At 71.7% G+C, this 16,222-nt stretch carries 17 protein-coding genes; 8 read left to right on the top strand and 9 right to left on the bottom strand.

Annotation, left to right across the window (positions count from 1 at the left end):
* The first annotated feature begins 266 nt into the window (after nt 1–266).
* Nucleotides 267–866 (top strand): DUF5994 family protein, encoded by a 600-nt coding sequence (locus tag OG788_RS41580; RefSeq protein ID WP_406376091.1) that lies wholly within the window; start codon nt 267–269, stop codon nt 864–866.
* 341 nt (nt 867–1,207) lie between these two features.
* Here OG788_RS41580 and OG788_RS41585 read toward each other — a convergent pair whose 3' ends face one another.
* Both OG788_RS41585 and OG788_RS41590 read right to left on the bottom strand, forming a co-directional pair.
* Nucleotides 1,208–1,654 carry an SRPBCC family protein gene (locus OG788_RS41585; RefSeq protein WP_351545826.1) on the bottom strand — a complete coding sequence of 149 codons (447 nt, stop codon included), beginning with the start codon at nt 1,652–1,654 and terminating at the stop codon, nt 1,208–1,210.
* A 180-nt stretch (nt 1,655–1,834) separates the two neighbouring features.
* Nucleotides 1,835–2,407: a hypothetical protein gene (locus tag OG788_RS41590; RefSeq protein WP_406376092.1), complete on the bottom strand. Its 573-nt coding sequence runs from the start codon at nt 2,405–2,407 to the stop codon at nt 1,835–1,837.
* A gap of 222 nt (nt 2,408–2,629) precedes the next feature.
* Here OG788_RS41590 and OG788_RS41595 point away from each other — a divergent pair, with 222 nt between their 5' ends.
* Nucleotides 2,630–3,139, top strand: a complete 510-nt coding sequence (locus OG788_RS41595) for a molybdenum cofactor biosysynthesis protein (RefSeq protein WP_406376093.1) — start codon at nt 2,630–2,632, stop codon at nt 3,137–3,139.
* Between the two features lie 110 nt (nt 3,140–3,249).
* Here OG788_RS41595 and OG788_RS41600 read toward each other — a convergent pair whose 3' ends face one another.
* The 5 genes from OG788_RS41600 to OG788_RS41620 are packed head-to-tail and all read right to left on the bottom strand — an operon-like array spanning nt 3,250 to nt 6,150.
* The gene (locus OG788_RS41600; RefSeq protein WP_406376094.1) at nt 3,250–3,543 is read right to left on the bottom strand and encodes a cytochrome P450; all 294 of its coding nucleotides are present in this window, start codon (nt 3,541–3,543) and stop codon (nt 3,250–3,252) included.
* A 5-nt stretch (nt 3,544–3,548) separates the two neighbouring features.
* Nucleotides 3,549–4,502: a cytochrome P450 gene (locus tag OG788_RS41605; RefSeq protein WP_406376095.1), complete on the bottom strand. Its 954-nt coding sequence runs from the start codon at nt 4,500–4,502 to the stop codon at nt 3,549–3,551.
* Nucleotides 4,499–4,876, bottom strand: a complete 378-nt coding sequence (locus tag OG788_RS41610) for a hypothetical protein (RefSeq protein ID WP_406376096.1) — start codon at nt 4,874–4,876, stop codon at nt 4,499–4,501. The genes OG788_RS41605 and OG788_RS41610 overlap by 4 nt, the downstream gene beginning before the upstream one ends.
* Nucleotides 4,877–4,883: 7 nt before the next feature.
* Nucleotides 4,884–5,150 carry a hypothetical protein gene (locus OG788_RS41615; protein WP_406376097.1) on the bottom strand — a complete coding sequence of 89 codons (267 nt, stop codon included), beginning with the start codon at nt 5,148–5,150 and terminating at the stop codon, nt 4,884–4,886.
* 4 nt (nt 5,151–5,154) lie between these two features.
* On the bottom strand, nt 5,155–6,150 hold the full coding sequence (locus OG788_RS41620) for a 3-oxoacyl-ACP synthase III family protein (RefSeq protein ID WP_406376098.1): 996 nt from the start codon (nt 6,148–6,150) through the stop codon (nt 5,155–5,157).
* Between the two features lie 557 nt (nt 6,151–6,707).
* Here OG788_RS41620 and OG788_RS41625 point away from each other — a divergent pair.
* The 3 genes from OG788_RS41625 to OG788_RS41635 are packed head-to-tail and all read left to right on the top strand — an operon-like array spanning nt 6,708 to nt 8,160.
* On the top strand, nt 6,708–7,070 hold the full coding sequence (locus OG788_RS41625) for a metalloregulator ArsR/SmtB family transcription factor (RefSeq protein WP_351545845.1): 363 nt from the start codon (nt 6,708–6,710) through the stop codon (nt 7,068–7,070).
* Nucleotides 7,067–7,579, top strand: a complete 513-nt coding sequence (locus OG788_RS41630) for an SRPBCC family protein (RefSeq protein ID WP_406376099.1) — start codon at nt 7,067–7,069, stop codon at nt 7,577–7,579. The genes OG788_RS41625 and OG788_RS41630 overlap by 4 nt, the downstream gene beginning before the upstream one ends.
* Nucleotides 7,580–7,605: 26 nt before the next feature.
* Entirely contained in the window at nt 7,606–8,160 is a 555-nt protein-coding gene (locus OG788_RS41635; protein WP_406376100.1) for a TIGR03086 family metal-binding protein, read from the top strand.
* A gap of 160 nt (nt 8,161–8,320) precedes the next feature.
* Here OG788_RS41635 and snpA read toward each other — a convergent pair whose 3' ends face one another.
* Nucleotides 8,321–9,016 (bottom strand): snapalysin, encoded by a 696-nt coding sequence (gene snpA / locus OG788_RS41640; protein WP_406376101.1) that lies wholly within the window; start codon nt 9,014–9,016, stop codon nt 8,321–8,323.
* Between the two features lie 187 nt (nt 9,017–9,203).
* Between snpA and OG788_RS41645 the strand changes: the two genes are divergently transcribed.
* Both OG788_RS41645 and OG788_RS41650 read left to right on the top strand, forming a co-directional pair.
* Complete coding sequence (locus tag OG788_RS41645) at nt 9,204–10,241, top strand: LysR family transcriptional regulator (RefSeq protein WP_406376102.1); 1,038 nt, start codon at nt 9,204–9,206, stop codon at nt 10,239–10,241.
* A 191-nt stretch (nt 10,242–10,432) separates the two neighbouring features.
* Nucleotides 10,433–11,299 (top strand): YwqG family protein, encoded by an 867-nt coding sequence (locus OG788_RS41650; RefSeq protein ID WP_406376103.1) that lies wholly within the window; start codon nt 10,433–10,435, stop codon nt 11,297–11,299.
* A 188-nt stretch (nt 11,300–11,487) separates the two neighbouring features.
* Here OG788_RS41650 and OG788_RS41655 read toward each other — a convergent pair whose 3' ends face one another.
* Nucleotides 11,488–13,707, bottom strand: a complete 2,220-nt coding sequence (locus OG788_RS41655; protein WP_406376104.1) for an FUSC family protein — start codon at nt 13,705–13,707, stop codon at nt 11,488–11,490.
* Between the two features lie 377 nt (nt 13,708–14,084).
* On the opposite strand from OG788_RS41655, the gene OG788_RS41660 reads away from it, so the two are divergent.
* On the top strand, nt 14,085–16,091 hold the full coding sequence (locus OG788_RS41660) for a serine/threonine-protein kinase (protein ID WP_406376105.1): 2,007 nt from the start codon (nt 14,085–14,087) through the stop codon (nt 16,089–16,091).
* The last annotated feature ends 131 nt before the right edge of the window (nt 16,092–16,222 follow it).

Raw genomic sequence — 16,222 nt, forward strand, 5'->3', positions numbered from 1 at the left:
CACTTCAAGGACCGGGCGAGGCCCACCGCCCCTCCGTCCCGCCCGGAGCCCGTCCGACGAACTCCGGCTCGCGCCGCGGCGGTACACGGGAGAACGCACCACGACTGTTCGACATCCGGACGGCCGCAGCGCCCCGCCTCGGACATGCGCGGAGTAATGTTGCGAGTACCGAGGGCACTTCGCGCACCGGCTTCCATGCCGGGTCGTCCTCGGAGAGACACGAAACCCGGGTCGCCGCAGACGCGGCCCGGAGACGGGTCCGCATCATGTCGGCGACCTTGTACCCAACTCTGCCGCACGTCGAGCCCGTTGCCGCCCCGGCTGCCGCGCGTCTCGCCCTCAAGACCGACGGCGCCTCCCGCGGACTTCTGGACGGTGCCTGGTGGCCCCGCTCCCGGGATCTGCCGAGTGAACTGCCCGCCCTGGTCAAGACGCTGGATCCCCTATGGGGTCGCATCACCCGGATCGCCGTCAACCCGCGATACTGGCCGGTCATCCCGCACAAGGTTCCCGTGGACGGCCACGTCGTCAAGGTCGGATGGTTCACCCCGGAGATCGACCCGCACAAGCTGCTGCTGCTCTCCTACGGCACCGGCCGCTGGGATCTCCTGATCATCCCGCCCGAGACCGGGGCGGCGTCGGCGGCCCGTCTGATGAGAGCCGCTTCCGACCGCGACGGTCCGCCGTTGACCGCGAGCGCGCTCATGGCAGCGGAGGAGGCCCTGCACGGAGTCTCCGTGGCCGACCGGCCGTTGGGGCCGGACGAGGCGTGGGAGTACGAAGGCGGCGCTTCGGCGGTCGCCGCGGTCATTCCGGAACAGACCGGTCCGGACAGCCGGGCCAGTCGCCTGATCGTCGGAATGTGAGGCGGCCGCCATGGACGACCTTCTGACGGCCCTCGCCTGCGTGGGTCTCATCGCGGTGGCGGCCTACATGATCCACCGGCTCAACATCCAGCACGCCGAAAGAATCGCCGAGCACCGGTACAGCGCGGCCCGGCCCGCCCGCGGCGGCCCCAGTGCGCCGCAGCCCCCGGCGGGACCGCGGCGGTCCGATAGGCCGCCCCCGGGCGAACGACGTGACCACAGCGACGGGGGCCGCGGTCGCTTCCCATCGCGGCGCCACCCCAGTCGTACCCCTGACGGCAGCTGACCGGCCGGGATCCGGCACCGGCCCCGCGCGCGGACCGCCGAGGGGTCGGCGTTCCTCAGGAAGCCTCCACCGCCGCCTTGATCCGCTTGCCGAAGGCGTCCGCGTCCTTGCGGGCCGCACTCAGCGCGAAGCCCACCAGAAGCTTGCCGATGCCATGGCCGGAGAGGACGTTGAAGATCCTGACACGGGTCGTGCCGGCGCCGGTCGTCTCGAGGTCGTAGCCACCCTCGTCCGCCGTCACGGTGTTCTTCGATACTTCCGCCCAGCGGATCAGATGGGGCGGCTCGAACTCGGTGATCCGGAACTTCCGGCCCGTCTTCATGCCGGCGTCCTTCACCGTGCTGGTGAAGATCGTGCCCACGGCCGTCGGGCCCTCCGGCGTCTTGGTGATCGACTGCACCCTGGGGCTGAACTTGGGGTCGTTCGTGCCGGCGGCGAGGAAGGCGAAGACTTCCTCGACAGGGCGGTTGATCTCGGTTGTCGCCTCGAACTGACCGGACACGGTTCCTCCTGTGCTGCGATCACGGACCGCCCGCTGAGGGCGCGCGGGCTTGCCGCGCACGCTCAGCCTAGGGGCCGGACGGTTCACCGGCGCGTCACACGGACCCATTCGTACGGTGACCGGGACGCGGGACGCGAGGAGGGGGCCTTGTTCATGCCTCCGCGCGCCGGACCCGCACGATCAGTGGTCGAAGCTCTCGGTCAGGCGCACGGTGTAGCCGTCCTCCTCCATCAGGACGACGGTGACGCCGAAGGGGTTGGGGTGGTCCAGTTCCATCGGGGTGAAGGCGTAGTCGACGGCGGCCCGAATGGGCGGCGGCAGTTCGCCGCCCGGCTGGGGAGCGGGAGCCGGCTTCCAGTCGAGAGCGGTCGTGGTCCCGTCCTCGGAGCCGTGGGACGTGCGCCCCTCTTCGTACGGGAACTGATGCAGCACATGACCGTCCGGGGTGGCGTGGACCATGTTCAGGCAAGGGGCGGGGCCGACGACGGGCAGCCCGCCGCCGGTGGCGAGGTCATGGGTCTCCCAGGCGAGGACGACCTCGTCCGCGCAGGCCGCCGCGGCGATGTTCGACAGTGCCGCGACACCGGTCAGCGTGTCGGCGCCGGGCTCGGTGGGGCGGACCCAGATCAGCCCGACCAGCTCGCCTCGCACCAGCGGCATGATGACCGGCCTGGGCACCGCGCCCTCGCCCACTCCGTTGACGTAGGTGCTTTTCATCGAGCTGACCAGCGTGTCCCACGTCTGCGTGTCCACGGAAGCCCCCTTCGCCGCTGCTTGTCTTCGATCACCGCCGACCCTGTCACGCGCGCCGTCGCCGTGTCAGCGGGATGTCCGGCACACGACCCCTTCGATGCCCTCCGTTGCGTCGCCCTGTGGGCGGCGGAATCGCTGACCGGCCGGGCCCGGCCGTGCGGGGCGGTCTCGACCCACTCCTCTCCGTGGATCATCCACGGGGGCTCCCCTAGGCTCGATGAGGTGCACCGTGTGGAAATCCTTCAGTTGCTGGTCTCGCCCGTACACCGGTTCGAGGGGCGCCCGGGTGACGGAGCGCCCCCGCTGCCCGACGCGGACCTGGTGACGACGGCGCGGGTGCGCGCCGGACTCGGGATCGTCGGCGACCGCTACTTCCGTCACCCCGCGCATCGCAACGCTTCGATCACCGTCATGGCCGCCGAACGCTTCCCGGACGGGCTTGCCTCGGAAGCGGACCTCCGTCCGACCCGGCGCAATGTCCTGCTGCGGGGTGCGGACATCGACGCGTACGTCGGCGCGACCGTCTCCCTGGACTGCGGTACCGGGCCTGTGGTGCTGGCCGTGCACAGCGCGGCCAGGCCCTGCGCGTGGATGGACACGACACTGGGCCTGGGCGCGCAGCGGGCGCTGCGCGCCCGTGGGGGAGTCCGCTGCCGCCCCCTGTCCGACGGGATCCTCGCCGTGGGGCCCGCCGTCTTCGACGTGGTGGAGCCGGCACCCGCGAGGGGCTGATCCGTGGGTGCCGCCGCACCTACGACGGGCCGGCGGTGGTGGAGCCGGCACCCGCGAGGGGCTGATCCGTGGGTGCCGCCGCACCTACGACGGGCCGGCCGCTCGGGCCGTCACCAGGTGACGGGGAGTTCGCGCAGTCGGTAGACGATGGTGTCGCGCTGGAACACGAGTTGCTCCTCGGGTACGGCCAGCCGTAGTTCCGGCAGCCTGCGCAGTACGGTCTCCAGCACGATCTGGAGCTCGACGCGTGCCAGCGTGTGGCCGAGGCACTGGTGCACGCCGTGCCCGAAGGCCACGTGCCGGCGCGCGTCCCGGGTCACGTCCGGCTCGGCGGGACATGCCGCGCCCTCGCTCCGTGCTTCGGGGCCGAAGAGTTCCGGCTGCCGGTTGGCGGTGGACAGCACGCAGATCACCCCGTCGCCGGCCCGGATCGCGACATCGCCGACGGTACGTCTTCGGTGGCTGCCCGTCCCAGGCCGAGGTGGATGATGGTGAGGTAGCGCAGGAGTTCCTCGACCGCCGCTGGGATCAGCGCGGGGTCGGCCCGCGGCAGGGCCGCCTGGGCGGGGCGGCGCAGAAGGGCGAGGACGCTGAGCGCCGCCATGTTGGTGGTGCTCTCGTGCCCGGTGATCAGGAGCATGAAGCCGAGTGAGGCCGTCTCCTGGGGTGTGAGGTCGGGCCGGACGGCGAGCCGGCCGAGGATGTCGTCCCCGGGTGTCGCTCGCTTCCGCTCGGCGAGTGCCGCCAGGTAGGCCATCAGCTCGGGGTGGGCCACCGCCGCCCGGTCGGGGGCGGTGGTGTTGTCGAGCAGGGTCCGGCTGAGGGACTGGAACATCGCGTGGTCCTCGTACGGAACCCCCAGCATGAGGCAGATGACCAGGGACGGGACGGGGAGTGCGAAGTCCGCTACGAGGTCGGCGGTCCGGCGGCCGTCGGCGGTGATGGCGCCGACGGCCGTCTCGACGACGTCGGCGATGACCGGGCGCAGTTCCTGGATGCGGCGGGGCAGGAAGTCCTTGGCGGCCATGCGGCGGAGCCGGGCGTGTTCGGGGTCGTCCATCCGGATGAAACTGGGCTGGGCGGTGGCCAGTTGACGCTCACCGGGGGACAGGAAGGGGAAGCCGGGGGTGCGGGCGTCGGCGGTGAAGCGGGCGTCGGCGAGTACCGCGCGGACCTCTTGGTGGCCCGTCACGAGCCAGCATGGAGAGCCGTCGGGGAGGTCGGCGCGGCTGACGCGGGCTTCGGCGGCAGCCGATGTGTATCCGGGAGGCGGGTCGTACGGGCAGGACCCGTACGCGGCGGGGAGGGACAGCGGGGCCAGGGCCCGCGCCTCGGTGGGGGCGCTCGTGGTCGCGGTCATCATGGCGAATCTCCATCGGAGAGGGTTCGGCCGCCGTCGGGCGGGGTGTGCAGGGCGCCGAGGGTGGCGCACATGGTGGCGCACTGCCCGGTGAGGATCAGGAGCTCGATGAGCTGCTCGGGAGGCAGCTCGCCTGCCAGTCGGTCCCACAGCGGCTGGGGCAGCGGCTCGCCGGCCGCGAGCGCGTCGGAGGCCTCCAGCAGTGCCAGTTCGCCGTCGGCCCAGGGGTGTTCGCCGAGCGCCTGTGCCGTGGCCGCTGTCTCCCGGGTGTCCAGACCGCAGGAGCCGGCGATCGCTCGGTGGCGGTCGTACACGAAGGAGCCGCCGCGCCGGTGCGCCGTGCGGAGGATGATCAGTTCGCGCTGACGGTCCGTCAAAGTGCCTTCATGGGTGAGGACCCGGGCGAGCGAGAGCCAGGCGTGCCGCGAGTTCCGGATGGTGGGCGAGGGTGCCGAAGAGGTTGACGCGGCCGGGACCGTCCTTGGCGGATCCGGCCAGGAGCCCGCGGAGTTCGGGTGTCCACCGCTCGGGCGGCAGCGGGGTGATGCGCACGGGGCGGGTCGGCGCTTCCTCGGGTGCGGCGGGTGCGGCGGGTGCGGCGGGGCCGCTCGTCGTGCTCGCTCCGGACCGATTCCCGGGGTCGCTGTTCATCGCCTCACCACCGGCAGACGACGATGCCGGCGCTGGCGCCGCTCGCGAACCCGAACATGTCCACGAGGTCCCCCGGGTGGAGCCGGTCCGACCGCAGCGCCGTCGCCAGCTGCAGGGGGATGGTGTTCGTGGCGACGTTGCCGTGGGCCGGGAATGTGGAGAGGATCTGTTCCGGATCCACTCCGCCCCAGTCGCATGCCGCCCGGGTGAAGGCCACGGACGGCTGATGCACGCAGACGAGGTCGAAGTCCTCCACGCTCACCCCGAGATCGCGTACCGCTCCGCGCACCTTCGCCGGCATCCCGTCGAAGGAGGCCACGAGCTTCACGGAGTCGATCTCCAGCTGTCCCAGCCTGCGGTGGTTCGCGTACGGGTTGGGCAGCGTCGCGGCCTCCCATCCCCAGGAGTTGGCGAAGAACCGGCTCCCGAGGATCCCCGGCTTCCCGCTCGCGGTGACGAGCACGGCCGAGCCCATGTCGCCGGTGCTCAGGCTCGGCAGGGCGTTCAGGACGTCGTCCGGGTCCGTGACGCTCCAGCGGCTCTCGCGGGTACTGACCTCGGCACTGGTGATCAGCACGCGCCGGTACTGGCCGGTCCGGATGAACGCGTCGGCCACCTCCAGCGCGTTCAGTACTCCGTTGCAGGCGTTCTTCAGATCGAACACCGGGCATTCCAGGCTGAGTTTGGCCGCCACCACGTGGGCGGTGGCCGGCTCCTCCATGTCGGCCAGGATGCCGGCGTACAGGAGCAGATCAACCTCCTGGGGCGGGGTGCCGCTCTCGGCCAGCAGGTCCCGGGCCGCGTGCACCGCGAGGTCGGAGGGCTGCTCGTCGAGTGGGGCCACCGTGCGCTGGGCCAGCCCGTACGTGTGCTGGAGTACGCCTCGGGACATCGGGATTCCGGGGCTGCTCGCCCGGAAACGGTCTTCGACCGCGGAGACGCTCTGGCGTTCCTCCGGTACGTGGACGGTGGCGTGGACGACGGCGCTGTGAAGGGCCAAGGGTCCGGGCGGCGCGGGCCGGGTGGCAAGAGGGAACAACTGCTGTTCTGCGCAAGACAAGAGGGGCACGCACGTCTCTCAGAAGCGATCTTGGAGGGAGCGGCACGACTGTAGGGCGCGTCAAGATCACGTCGGGAACGCATGAGAGGAGAACGGATGTTCTGAGTGCGGAACGAGACGCTGTCCGGGCAGCTCAGGGGTGTCCAGGGGGAAACGTTACGGCCGCTGGGCCATCCGCGTATCGCCCCAAGGGCTGAATCTGGCACGGCTGTCGAGGCGTCGTGCTGACGCCCGGAAGTGGGCCTCTCCGGGTGAGGGGACCGCATCGGCGCGGCGTGGGCAACGGGCAGGGTGTGCGGTACCTGTTGAACGTGTTGCACGGGCCTCTTCGTGTGCGGATCCCGTGACCGCCGGTCCTGCCTGAGTGGGGTTCTCGGAGGCGTCGGTGGTGGCGGGGCCCGTCCGGGCTGACGCCGTCATTCAACCGATCGGTTGACAAAGGCGGGGGCCCGGCCGTACGGTTATTCAACCGATTGGTTGAATAGGTGAGGTGAGAGGTGGCCGACGACCGGCTGTCCCGGGTGTTCTCCGCTCTGGCCGACCCGACCCGGCGCGACATCGTGGCCAGGCTGGCCACGGGAGACGCCACGGTCAACGAACTGGCCGAGCCCTACGACGTGACCGTGCAGGCCGTTTCCAAGCACATCAGGGTTCTGGAGGACGCCGGTCTGGTCAGCCGGAGCAGGGACGCGCAGCGTCGGCCCTGCCACCTCGAGGGTGAGGTCTTCGACCTGATGACGCGATGGATCGAACGCTACCGCCGGGAGGCGGAGGACCGTTTCCGCCGGCTCGACGCCGTCCTCGAGCGGATGGAGGAACAGCCGGTGAAGGACACCACGAGGAAGAAGGAGGCATCGTGAGCACCGCGAAGGCGAACCGTCGGCACGAGACACAGATCGCCGCCGACCCGGCGCTGCCCACCATCCTCATCACCCGGGAGTTCGACGCCTCTGCGGAGCGCGTGTTCAGGGCGTACACCGATCCCGAACTCGTCGTCCAGTGGCTCGGCCCGCGTCGGCTCACCATGAGGATCGACGCGTACGAGGCGCGCAGCGGCGGCTCGTACCGCTATGTGCACCGTGAGGACGACGGGACGGAGTACGGCTTCCGCGGCGTGTTCCACGAGGTCCGCCGCGACGAACGCATCGTGCAGACCTTCGCCTTCGACGGCTTCCCGGACGGCGTCAGCCTGGAGACAACCGTCTTCGAGGACCTCGGCGGCCGCACCCGGGTCACGACCACATCCCTCATGGGCTCCATCGAGGCCCGCGACTCGATGATCAGAAGTGGCATGCAACGCGGCGTCCGCGAAGGCCACGAGCGGCTGGACGAGCTGCTCGCCGGCCGCCCGAGCGGCGACGCGGTATGACGGACCGAGACGGAAGGCTTGAGATCATGACGAGCGCAGCCGATGAACACCGCACCGTCGCGGGGGTCTTCACGGACCGTGTGCGCGGAGTGCGCCCCGGAGCCTGGGACAACCCCGCACCGGTCGAGGGATGGGTCGCCCGGGACGTGGTGCGCCATCTTGTCGAGTGGTTCCCGGACTTCCTGAAGGCCGGCGCCGGGGTCGAACTGCCGAAGGGGCCCTCGGCGGACGACGATCCGGTGGCCGCCTGGACGGTGCACAGCGACGGCGTGCAGGCCCTCCTCGACGATCCGGCCACGGCGGGGAAGACGCTGTCGAACCCGCACATCGGGGAGGTGCCGCTGGACCAGGCGGTCGACCGCTTCTACACCGCCGACGTCTTCATGCACACCTGGGACCTGGCGCGGGCCAGCGGCCAGGAGGAGCGCCTCGACCCCGGCATGTGCGCCCGACTGCTCGAAGGGATGCTGCCGCTCGACGACGTGCTGCGCAAGAGCGGGCAGTACGGGCCGCGGGTCGAGGTCCCCGAGAGCGCTGACGTACAGACTCGTCTGATCGCCTTCATCGGACGTCAGCCCTGAGCGACGCGACCGGACGCATCAATGCCCGGACGGTCGTGTCCTCGGGCCGCGGCCCGCCCCGGACGGGCTCGGTACGGGCCGTGGCTCGGATGCCACGGCCCGTATCAGCGCGGCCCGGGTGTGCGGCGCGCAGCGCGCGACACGTGTGCCGGGCACTGGGTCAGCGCGCGTTCTCCAGCTTGGCGAGGGCCTTCGCGAGGCCGTTGGCCCAGAGCTGGTTGACGCGGGAGCGCTCGGCCGTGTTCGGGTAGCGGTTGGTGCAGGACGTGCCCGGGCCGCCGCCCGACATCAGCTCGCTGCACGGACCGCTGTAGTGGTCCGGCAGCCCCAGCACGTGACCGGTCTCGTGGGCGGTGACGCGGATCGAGTCGTACCGCCGGTTCTGCGCGTAGTCGAGGAAGATGTAGCCGCTGCCGTGGCCGTCCGTGGAGGCGTACGACCCGCGCGAGTCGTTGCCCTCGTAGTAGGTGAAGTCCGCGCCGCTCGAGACCGCCTGGAGCTTGACGTTCGACACGGAGCTGTTCCAGATCGAGGCGGAACTCGATATCTGGGAACGGAAACTCGGCGCCTGGGAGGCGTTGTAGTAGACGGTCACCGACTGCACGGAGGGGTTGGCCGCCTGCTTCTTGGCGACCGACTTCAGTACGGCGTCGAAGAACGCCTTGTTCCCGGCGGCGTTCTCGGCCGAACCGGCGTACCGGGCCGCCGAGGCGGAGGTGGAACCGGCCGGGGCGGAGTCCGCCGACTTGGCGCTCGCCGGGACCGCGGTGCCCAGCGCGGCCGAGGCCAGACCCAGGCCGAGCGTGAGAGCCAGGACTCTCCTGGAGGCCTTCGACTTCATGCGGGAGGACAGCATGTGGGGTGCTCCTACTCGTTCGTGTGGGGTGGTGAACGATTGGTTCAGCAGGAGTCTCGGGTAGGCCAAGGGGGTGGCGGATGATGGCATTCGGGGATAGCGCGGAGCTATCGGGGAGCCGACTCGTCAGGCTTCGTCGCGTTTTGAACATCTGGTGCGTCGCTCCGCCTCGCCCTACCCTTCCGGCATGGAGCTCGAGGTGAGGCACTTACGTGCCCTGTGCGCCATCGCCGACACGGGCAGCCTGCACAAGGCGGCGCGTGAACTCGGCGTGGCACAACCCTCGTTGAGCACCCAACTGCGCCGTATCGAGCAGGCACTCGGCGCGCAGCTCTTCGTCCGCGCGGGCACGGGCTGCCGCCCCACACCACTGGGCCACGCGGTACTGAGCCGCGCCAGACCTCTCGTCGCCGAACTCGCCGCGATCGTCACGGAGACGAGGGCGGCGGTGGCCCGGGCCACGGATGAGTACACCCTGCGTATCGGGGCCACGGCGAGCCGGGCTCTGCCCGGCTGGCTGCGCCGACTGCGCGCCCGTGTTCCCCGCACCGAACCCACGCTCCGGATGGACGTTTCCGCGAACTCCCTGCTGCGCATGGTCGCCGGGGGGTGGCTCGAGCTGGCCTTCGTCCATGAGGTCGAGGGCAGTCCTCTGTGCATCCCGTCCGGGCTCTGTCTGCGCGTCCTGGTCGAACGCGAACCGCAGTTCGTCACGCTCGCCGCCGACCACCCGGCGGCGGAGCGGTCCGAGGTGCGGCTCGCCGACCTGGCCGACGACCACTGGATGGTGGACTCCACGGTCGACGGCGAGTGGGACGCGCTCTGCCGTGTCCTTCGCGACGCGGGGATAGAACCCGACATGCTGCACGGCGACTACCTCACGGCGTACTCCCTGGCCGCCACCGGCGAGGTCGTCACGGTCAGCCAGCCCACCGCGCGCCCGCGATCCGATGTCGTCGTCCGGCCGCTGCAGGGCGACCCGATAGGCGTACGACTACTGCTCGCCGCCCGCTCGGAGGCCGAACTCGACCACGGATACGACGAGTTGGTGGACGCCTACTGGGAGGTGGCCCGTCAGGCGCCGGCCTACCGCGCCTGGCTGAAGCGTTCGGGTACGCCGGAGGCCACGCGAGTCCTGCGTGAACCCGGGACTGACGACACGCGGGAGACACCCGAGCGGGTGCTCACGACGGACGGTACCGGCACGGGCGGAGGCGGGCGGTGACTCCGTAAGCCCGGGCGGGTGATCTGCCTTCGCGGATCGGGCCTGTCGACCGCCCGATCGGACAGGCTCTGGCGCGGGAAAGCCGTGGCGCGTCGCTGCCGAGGCCTCGCCGGTGAAGCGAGGGACGGCCGATGTCCGTCCGAGAGGGCTGATGAAACCCGCTGTCAGTGGGGCGGGGCATCATCGAACGCATGACACACGGATCCTCCGAAGCCCTGAGCGCCCTCGCCCACCAGCACTTGTCCGCCGAGACGGCGGAGCGCTGGGTCCGCCTGCTCCGTCCGGCTGTCCGCCTGGAGGCGGCCGGGTCCTCGGACGAGGCCGTCGGGCACATGGGCGGATCGCCGAAGCTGTCGGCGCATCTGGAGTGGCCGCAGTGGGAAGACCACGGGCCGCTCTCGTTCGTCGGCTCGGTGGACTGCGCCCTGCTGCCCGCGGGCGCCCTGGACATCGGGCTGCCGGCCGACGGGACCCTGTCGTTCTTCTACTTCGACGGTCAACTGGACGACGGCGAGGCGCTCGTGCTCGCCGAGGACCGGGAGAGCTGGGCAGGAGCGCGCGTCCTGTACACGCCGGCCGACGAGACGTCGGGGGAGCGTGAAACGCCCGCCGGTCTCCGGGCCTTTCCGAGGATTTCGCTCGCCGCACGGCCGGGTCTGACCGCGGCCGAGCCCTGGCATCCTCGGATCCGTGACGCGTTCGCGCCTGGGGCACCGTTGGGCAATCGGTACGACCATCCGGTGTGCGCGCAGCAATTCCTCGACGCTCTCTGGGAGTTCGACGAGGTGCCGGGCCATCAGATCGGTGGTCTTCCCCACTCGATACAGAACCCGGTGGAGATCGAGGTGGCGGAAGCGGTCATGGACGGGGACGTGTCGTGGGGCGACCCCGCTCTCGACGCCGAGATCGGCGAGTGGGTGCTGCTCGCTCAGTTCGGCAGTGACGACGCCTCCGAGATGATGTGGGGCGACGGCGGTGCCCTGTACTGGCTGATCCGCCCGGCGGATCTGGCCGAACGACGCTTCGACCGGGCCATGTTCACCTGGCAGTGCAGCTGAGGCCGGATGACCCGCCGGTGCGGTTTCCGGGGCCCCTCTGCCTTCCCTCTGGTGTCGAGAGCACTCTGCGCGTGCCCTTGCCGCGGAAGAGAGCGGCCGCGCCGACGAGGAGCAGCGGCGCTCGCTCCACGGTCCGGTTCCGGACGGACGCGGACCGCGGTGAGCGCGCGCGGCAGCAGCGGACGGCGTCAACCGGCCCGGGACGCGGCACCCGAGCCCTGCCGGCCGCCCGGCTCCGCCCCATCGCCCGTCTCCGAGCCGGCGTCCGCGACCGGAGGCCGCCCGTCCGGGACGTTCCCGTCCCCGGCGATCGCCGTCAGGTCCGCCGCGAGGGTCTGGAGCCAGCCGTCGATGTCGACCAGCATGGGCAGTACGGGACCCGGGGACGTGGAGACGACCTCGGGCGGCAGAGGTGCCGGTCGTGCCCGTACAGCACCGGACGGGAGTGCGGCCGCCCGGTCCATCGCCGCGGTCAGTTGCCCGACCGCGTCCCGCGCCCACCGGACCGCGTCGGGCGGCGCCGGACCGTACTCCTGCCGAGGCAGCCAGTGGGACCCGACCACCGCGTGGGAGGCACAGTTGAGCGCCACATGCCAGTCGGGTCCGCCCTCGACGGGGTGCCGGCCGCCCTCCGTCCGGTACTGCGCGTAGGCGGCCTCCGCGATACGGAGCCGGTGCCGGGTCAGGCGCAGCGCTTCCTCCGCCGCGACGCGCCGAGTCTCCGGATCGCCGGGCGCGCCGACCGCGGCGACCACGGTGAGACGCACCAGCGGCGCCACCGCCCGCAGCAGATCCGCCACACTGCGCCGAACCTCGCCACGGGCTCCGGCGGGCCAGGCGAGCACGCCGCACACCAGCCCGATCGCGCAGCCCGTCAGGACGTCGAGCAGCCGTGCCTCCGCGAGCCGCCAGTCGGGCGGAGCGAGCTGGCTGAAGGCAGCGGCGACGACCAGCGTGAACAGCCCCTGCGCCCAGGCCGGTCCGGCGATCGGCCCTACGGAGAAGGCCACGAACATCGCGGGCACCAGCACGACGGCGTAGACGTCGACGGCACCGCCCGCCTCGAAGAGCAGTACCCCGGCGGCGAGTGAGCCCACCAGCGTGCCGAGTGCCGCCGAGCGCACCGTGGACCACGTCGCCCCCGCGGTCGTGCGCCCCAGCGTCAGCACGGCCAGCAGCACCCAGAAGCCGTGCGAGAGGTCCAGGGCTCCGGCCACGAGACGGGCCGCGCCGAGCCCCAGGGCCGTGCGCACGGCGTTCTGGAACAGGACCGAGCGCAGTGTGAGATTGCCGGTCAGCCGCAGCGCCAGCAGCCGTCTCACGGGCGGTTCCGCGTACCAGAACTGGTCGTGCGGCAGGCCCGGCGCGGTGCGGCGCCCTCCGATCGCCACGGCGACCGCGGCCTGGGCGGTCATGGCCGAGGCCGCCGCGGTCAGTACGCCGGACCGGTGACTCAGCAGCCGCGGCGACGGTCTGCCGTCCATGTCGGCCCGCGTACCGGACGGGCGCCCGCGTACGGCGATGAAGTCGGCGGCCATCTCCTCGAGGGCCTCGGGTCCCGGAACGGCCCGCGCACCGCGCAGTGCGCCCGCCGTAGCGGCGCATCCGGCCGCGACACCGCGAAGCAGCGCCTCGGAGGGCGGATCGCCGACCGGCGCGGACTCGGGCCGCTCGGCCATCCGGGCCAGCTGGTCCAGTACGCGCCGTGTCGCGGCTCCGGCCTGCGCCAGTCCGCGGGCGGTGCGGCCCGCCCCGGTCGGGCGCGAGGCCGGTGGGGCCTGGGACAGGCGCAGTGCCAGGCCCGCCCGGCGCAGGTCCCGTGCGGCCTCGGGACCGTGACGGTGGCCCTGCGCGGCCGCGAGAGCCGCGGCGGCCGCGAGGTCCAGCGCCGCGGCGACCCGAGCGCGGTAGGGCTGCGAGGGTGGGGCGGGCAGGACCAGCAGCTCGCACACGACCAGCAGAACGCCACCGGCGAGCACGCCCAGGAGCCGTTGCGGCAGAGCGTCCGGCGCGTACGGCGGGAAGCAGGCCAGCACGTAGAAGAGCAGCAGCCCCGGGACCACACTCGCCGGAGCCGGTCCATAGGCGGCGGCGAAGGAGACGGTGAAGCCGACCACCAGCGTCCCCGCCACGGCGGAGCCGGTCGTCACGGCGAGAGCGGTGCCGAGGCCGGTCAGCGCCATGGCGACCGGCAGCGCGAACAGGACGGTACGCGCCCGGTCCCGGCCGCCGCCGGGAACGGGGGAGAGAACCCCGAGCGAGATCGCCGCGAAGAGGGCGTAGATCGCGACGATCGGCCGGTCCAGCCAGTACAGGGCCGGGTAGAAGCCCGCGGCGGACGCGACCGTGACCCGCGCGGACTGCCGCGCGGCCCGCACGCGACCGGGGGAGAGGGGCCGCTTCGGCATGCACGCTCCTTCCCCGGCGCCTCCCCGGGGCCGTCCCCGCCGTACGTCCATTGTCGGCCGGGACCGGGGCACGGGCAGCGCGACCCTCCCGCGCTCTGTCCCTGCCCGGTGGGCCCGGCGCACGCTCCCGAGGGTCCGGTGACGCGCTGTTCCCACGCGCGCCGGAGCGCCCGCGCGGAAGCCCGCCCGGCATCCGGAGCGACGGGGCCGGGCACACCGCCGCTGGGCAGGGATCTTCTCTACCCAGGCGGCAGGACAGGGCATAGCATCCGGACGGGCAGTCACCCAAAAGGCCTATTGGGGTTCGAAGCTGATCCGCGACTACCTGTCACATCGCTGTCTGCTCAGGCATTCAGTCCCGCACGAAGGAACCATCTGTGAGCGAAACCGGCTCCTCCGGAAGAGTCCAGCCGGCTCATGCCGGCGACCCCTCCCGTATCGGTCCCTACCGGATCATCGGCCGCCTCGGCGCCGGGGGCATGGGTACCGTCCACGCCGGAGTCGCCCCCGACGGAACGCGTGTGGCGGTGAAGGTGATTCATCCCGCGCAGGCCCAAGAGCCGGAGTTCCGGGCCCGGTTCAAGCGCGAAGTGGAATTGTCCGCCCGTGTCACAGGCCCGTACCTGATTCCCCTGCTCAGGGCCGACGCGAACGCGGTGACACCCTGGCTCGCGACCGCGTACGTACCCGGACCGACGCTGAACCAGCAGGTGCTCGCGCACGGACCGCTCACCGGGGCGAGTCTGTACGCCTTCGCGACGGCCACCGCGCAGGCGCTGGCCGCCGTCCACGCCGTGGGTGTGGTGCACCGCGATGTGAAACCGCAGAACGTCATCCTCACGCCCGCAGGCCCCCACGTCCTGGACTTCGGGATCGCGCACGCCGCCGACGGCACCAGCGTCACCCGTACCGGGGTCATGACCGGCACCCCGGGCTGGATCAGCCCTGAGCAGTACCGCACGGGGGCCACCGGGCCCGCGGGCGACGTGTTCGCCTGGGGAGCGCTCGTGGCCTACGCGGCCACCGGAAGAACACCTTTCGGGGCCGGTGCCCCCGACGTGGTCGCGTTCCGCGTGATGTCGGGCGATCCGGACCTGGACGGCGTCCCCGCTCCCCTGCGCGCGATCGTGCAGCGGGCCCTGGCCAAGGAGCCCGAGGGCCGTCCCTCGGCCGCGGACGCCGCCGAGGACTGTGTGGAGCTCCTCGCCTCCCAGGTCACCCAAGTGGTGCGCGCCGACACACTGTTCACGCGGGCCGAGGACATGGTCACAGCCGTCTGGGACATACCCACCGGGAACGATCCGGTGTGGCCCATGCCCGCGAACCGCCGACGAAGGCCCTGGGCAGGCATGGTGGTCGTCGCGGCAGCGGTCATCGGGGGCCTGGCCGGCGGAGTGGTGGCCCTGATGCCCGGAAAGACGGAGGGCGACAAGCACCGGACCACGGCCACGGCCTCCGCTCCGCCGTCCTCCTCGACGAGCCCGGGACCGTCCGCGGCGAGCGCGAAGGCGAGCACGGCGGCGAAGGGGAAGCAGACCGCGAGCGACGGCCCGGCCGGCGCGGCGAGCTGGGCCGCGGCACGGACGGCCCAGGGCGAGGGCGAACACGACGTGGCGCGCGCCGTCCTGCACGACCAAGGTGTTCTCGTCCAGGAACTCGGCGAAGGCATCGACTTCTCCCCGAAGACCGTCAGGTTCCACGCGTCGCGCCGGGAGGTCTACCTCTCGTACCGGCTCTCCTCCGACGAGCAGGGAACGATGTACGCGGAGACGGAGGTCGCCGGTCTGATGTGCCGGACGCTGCGCGACGTCGTTCTGCGCCTCCACCCGGCTCTGCCGTACCGCACCTATGTCCTGGTGAAGGAATCGACGGGCCGGGACCCGCAGGTGACGTGGTACGACGACTTCCGCACCGACGCGCAGTGCACGTCGGCCGCCGACGACGACGCCGGGCAGGCCGCGGACGCCGGGCAGGACTGGCAGCCGGACGAACAGGGGCTCGGCCAGGCCATGATCCCCAGCACCGACGGCGATGAGATCAAGGTCGCGGACCGCGCCGCCAGGAAGATCATCGAGCGCACCAACGGAATGCGCACGACGCTCGGCACCGACCGCCTGCTGGGCAACAAGGAGCTCAAGGTGGGCTTCGACCCCGGAGACGCGACGATGTACGTGTGGTCGGACTACGTCGCATGGAACCAGGGGCAGGTCGAGACCTGGGCGGCCATGACGGCGGGCGAGGCGTGCCGGGCTCTGGTGAAGCAGAAGGACAGCGCGGGCGAGGCGTGGCCGTACTCCCGCTATGCCGTGGCGGAGATAGGCGGCTCCGGCTACCTGATGATCCGTTGGGGCACGGCGGAGACCTCGGCCGACTGCCCGTCCTGATCGCGGGCCGGGCAGAGGAACCGCCCGAGGACCGGAGTCGGGGACCGGCCGAGGAGTGGTGAAGCAACGACGAAGGAACGGCCTGTCCGACGCAGGTTGACCCTCGACCTGGTCGAGGGCACAGGGTTCCG

This window comes from Streptomyces sp. NBC_00647 (genome assembly GCF_045207245.1).
Classification (GTDB): Bacteria; Actinomycetota; Actinomycetes; order Streptomycetales; family Streptomycetaceae; genus Streptomyces.

Coding starts and splice junctions, on each gene's coding strand:
- OG788_RS41650 (WP_406376103.1), top strand. CDS start 10,433: ATGACACACGGATCCTCCGAAGCCCTGAGCGCCCTCGCCCACCAGCAC.
- OG788_RS41605 (WP_406376095.1), bottom strand. CDS start 4,502: ATGATGACCGCGACCACGAGCGCCCCCACCGAGGCGCGGGCCCTGGCC.
- OG788_RS41580 (WP_406376091.1), top strand. CDS start 267: ATGTCGGCGACCTTGTACCCAACTCTGCCGCACGTCGAGCCCGTTGCC.
- OG788_RS41615 (WP_406376097.1), bottom strand. CDS start 5,150: ATGAACAGCGACCCCGGGAATCGGTCCGGAGCGAGCACGACGAGCGGC.
- OG788_RS41635 (WP_406376100.1), top strand. CDS start 7,606: ATGACGAGCGCAGCCGATGAACACCGCACCGTCGCGGGGGTCTTCACG.
- snpA (WP_406376101.1), bottom strand. CDS start 9,016: ATGCTGTCCTCCCGCATGAAGTCGAAGGCCTCCAGGAGAGTCCTGGCT.
- OG788_RS41655 (WP_406376104.1), bottom strand. CDS start 13,707: ATGCCGAAGCGGCCCCTCTCCCCCGGTCGCGTGCGGGCCGCGCGGCAG.
- OG788_RS41645 (WP_406376102.1), top strand. CDS start 9,204: ATGGAGCTCGAGGTGAGGCACTTACGTGCCCTGTGCGCCATCGCCGAC.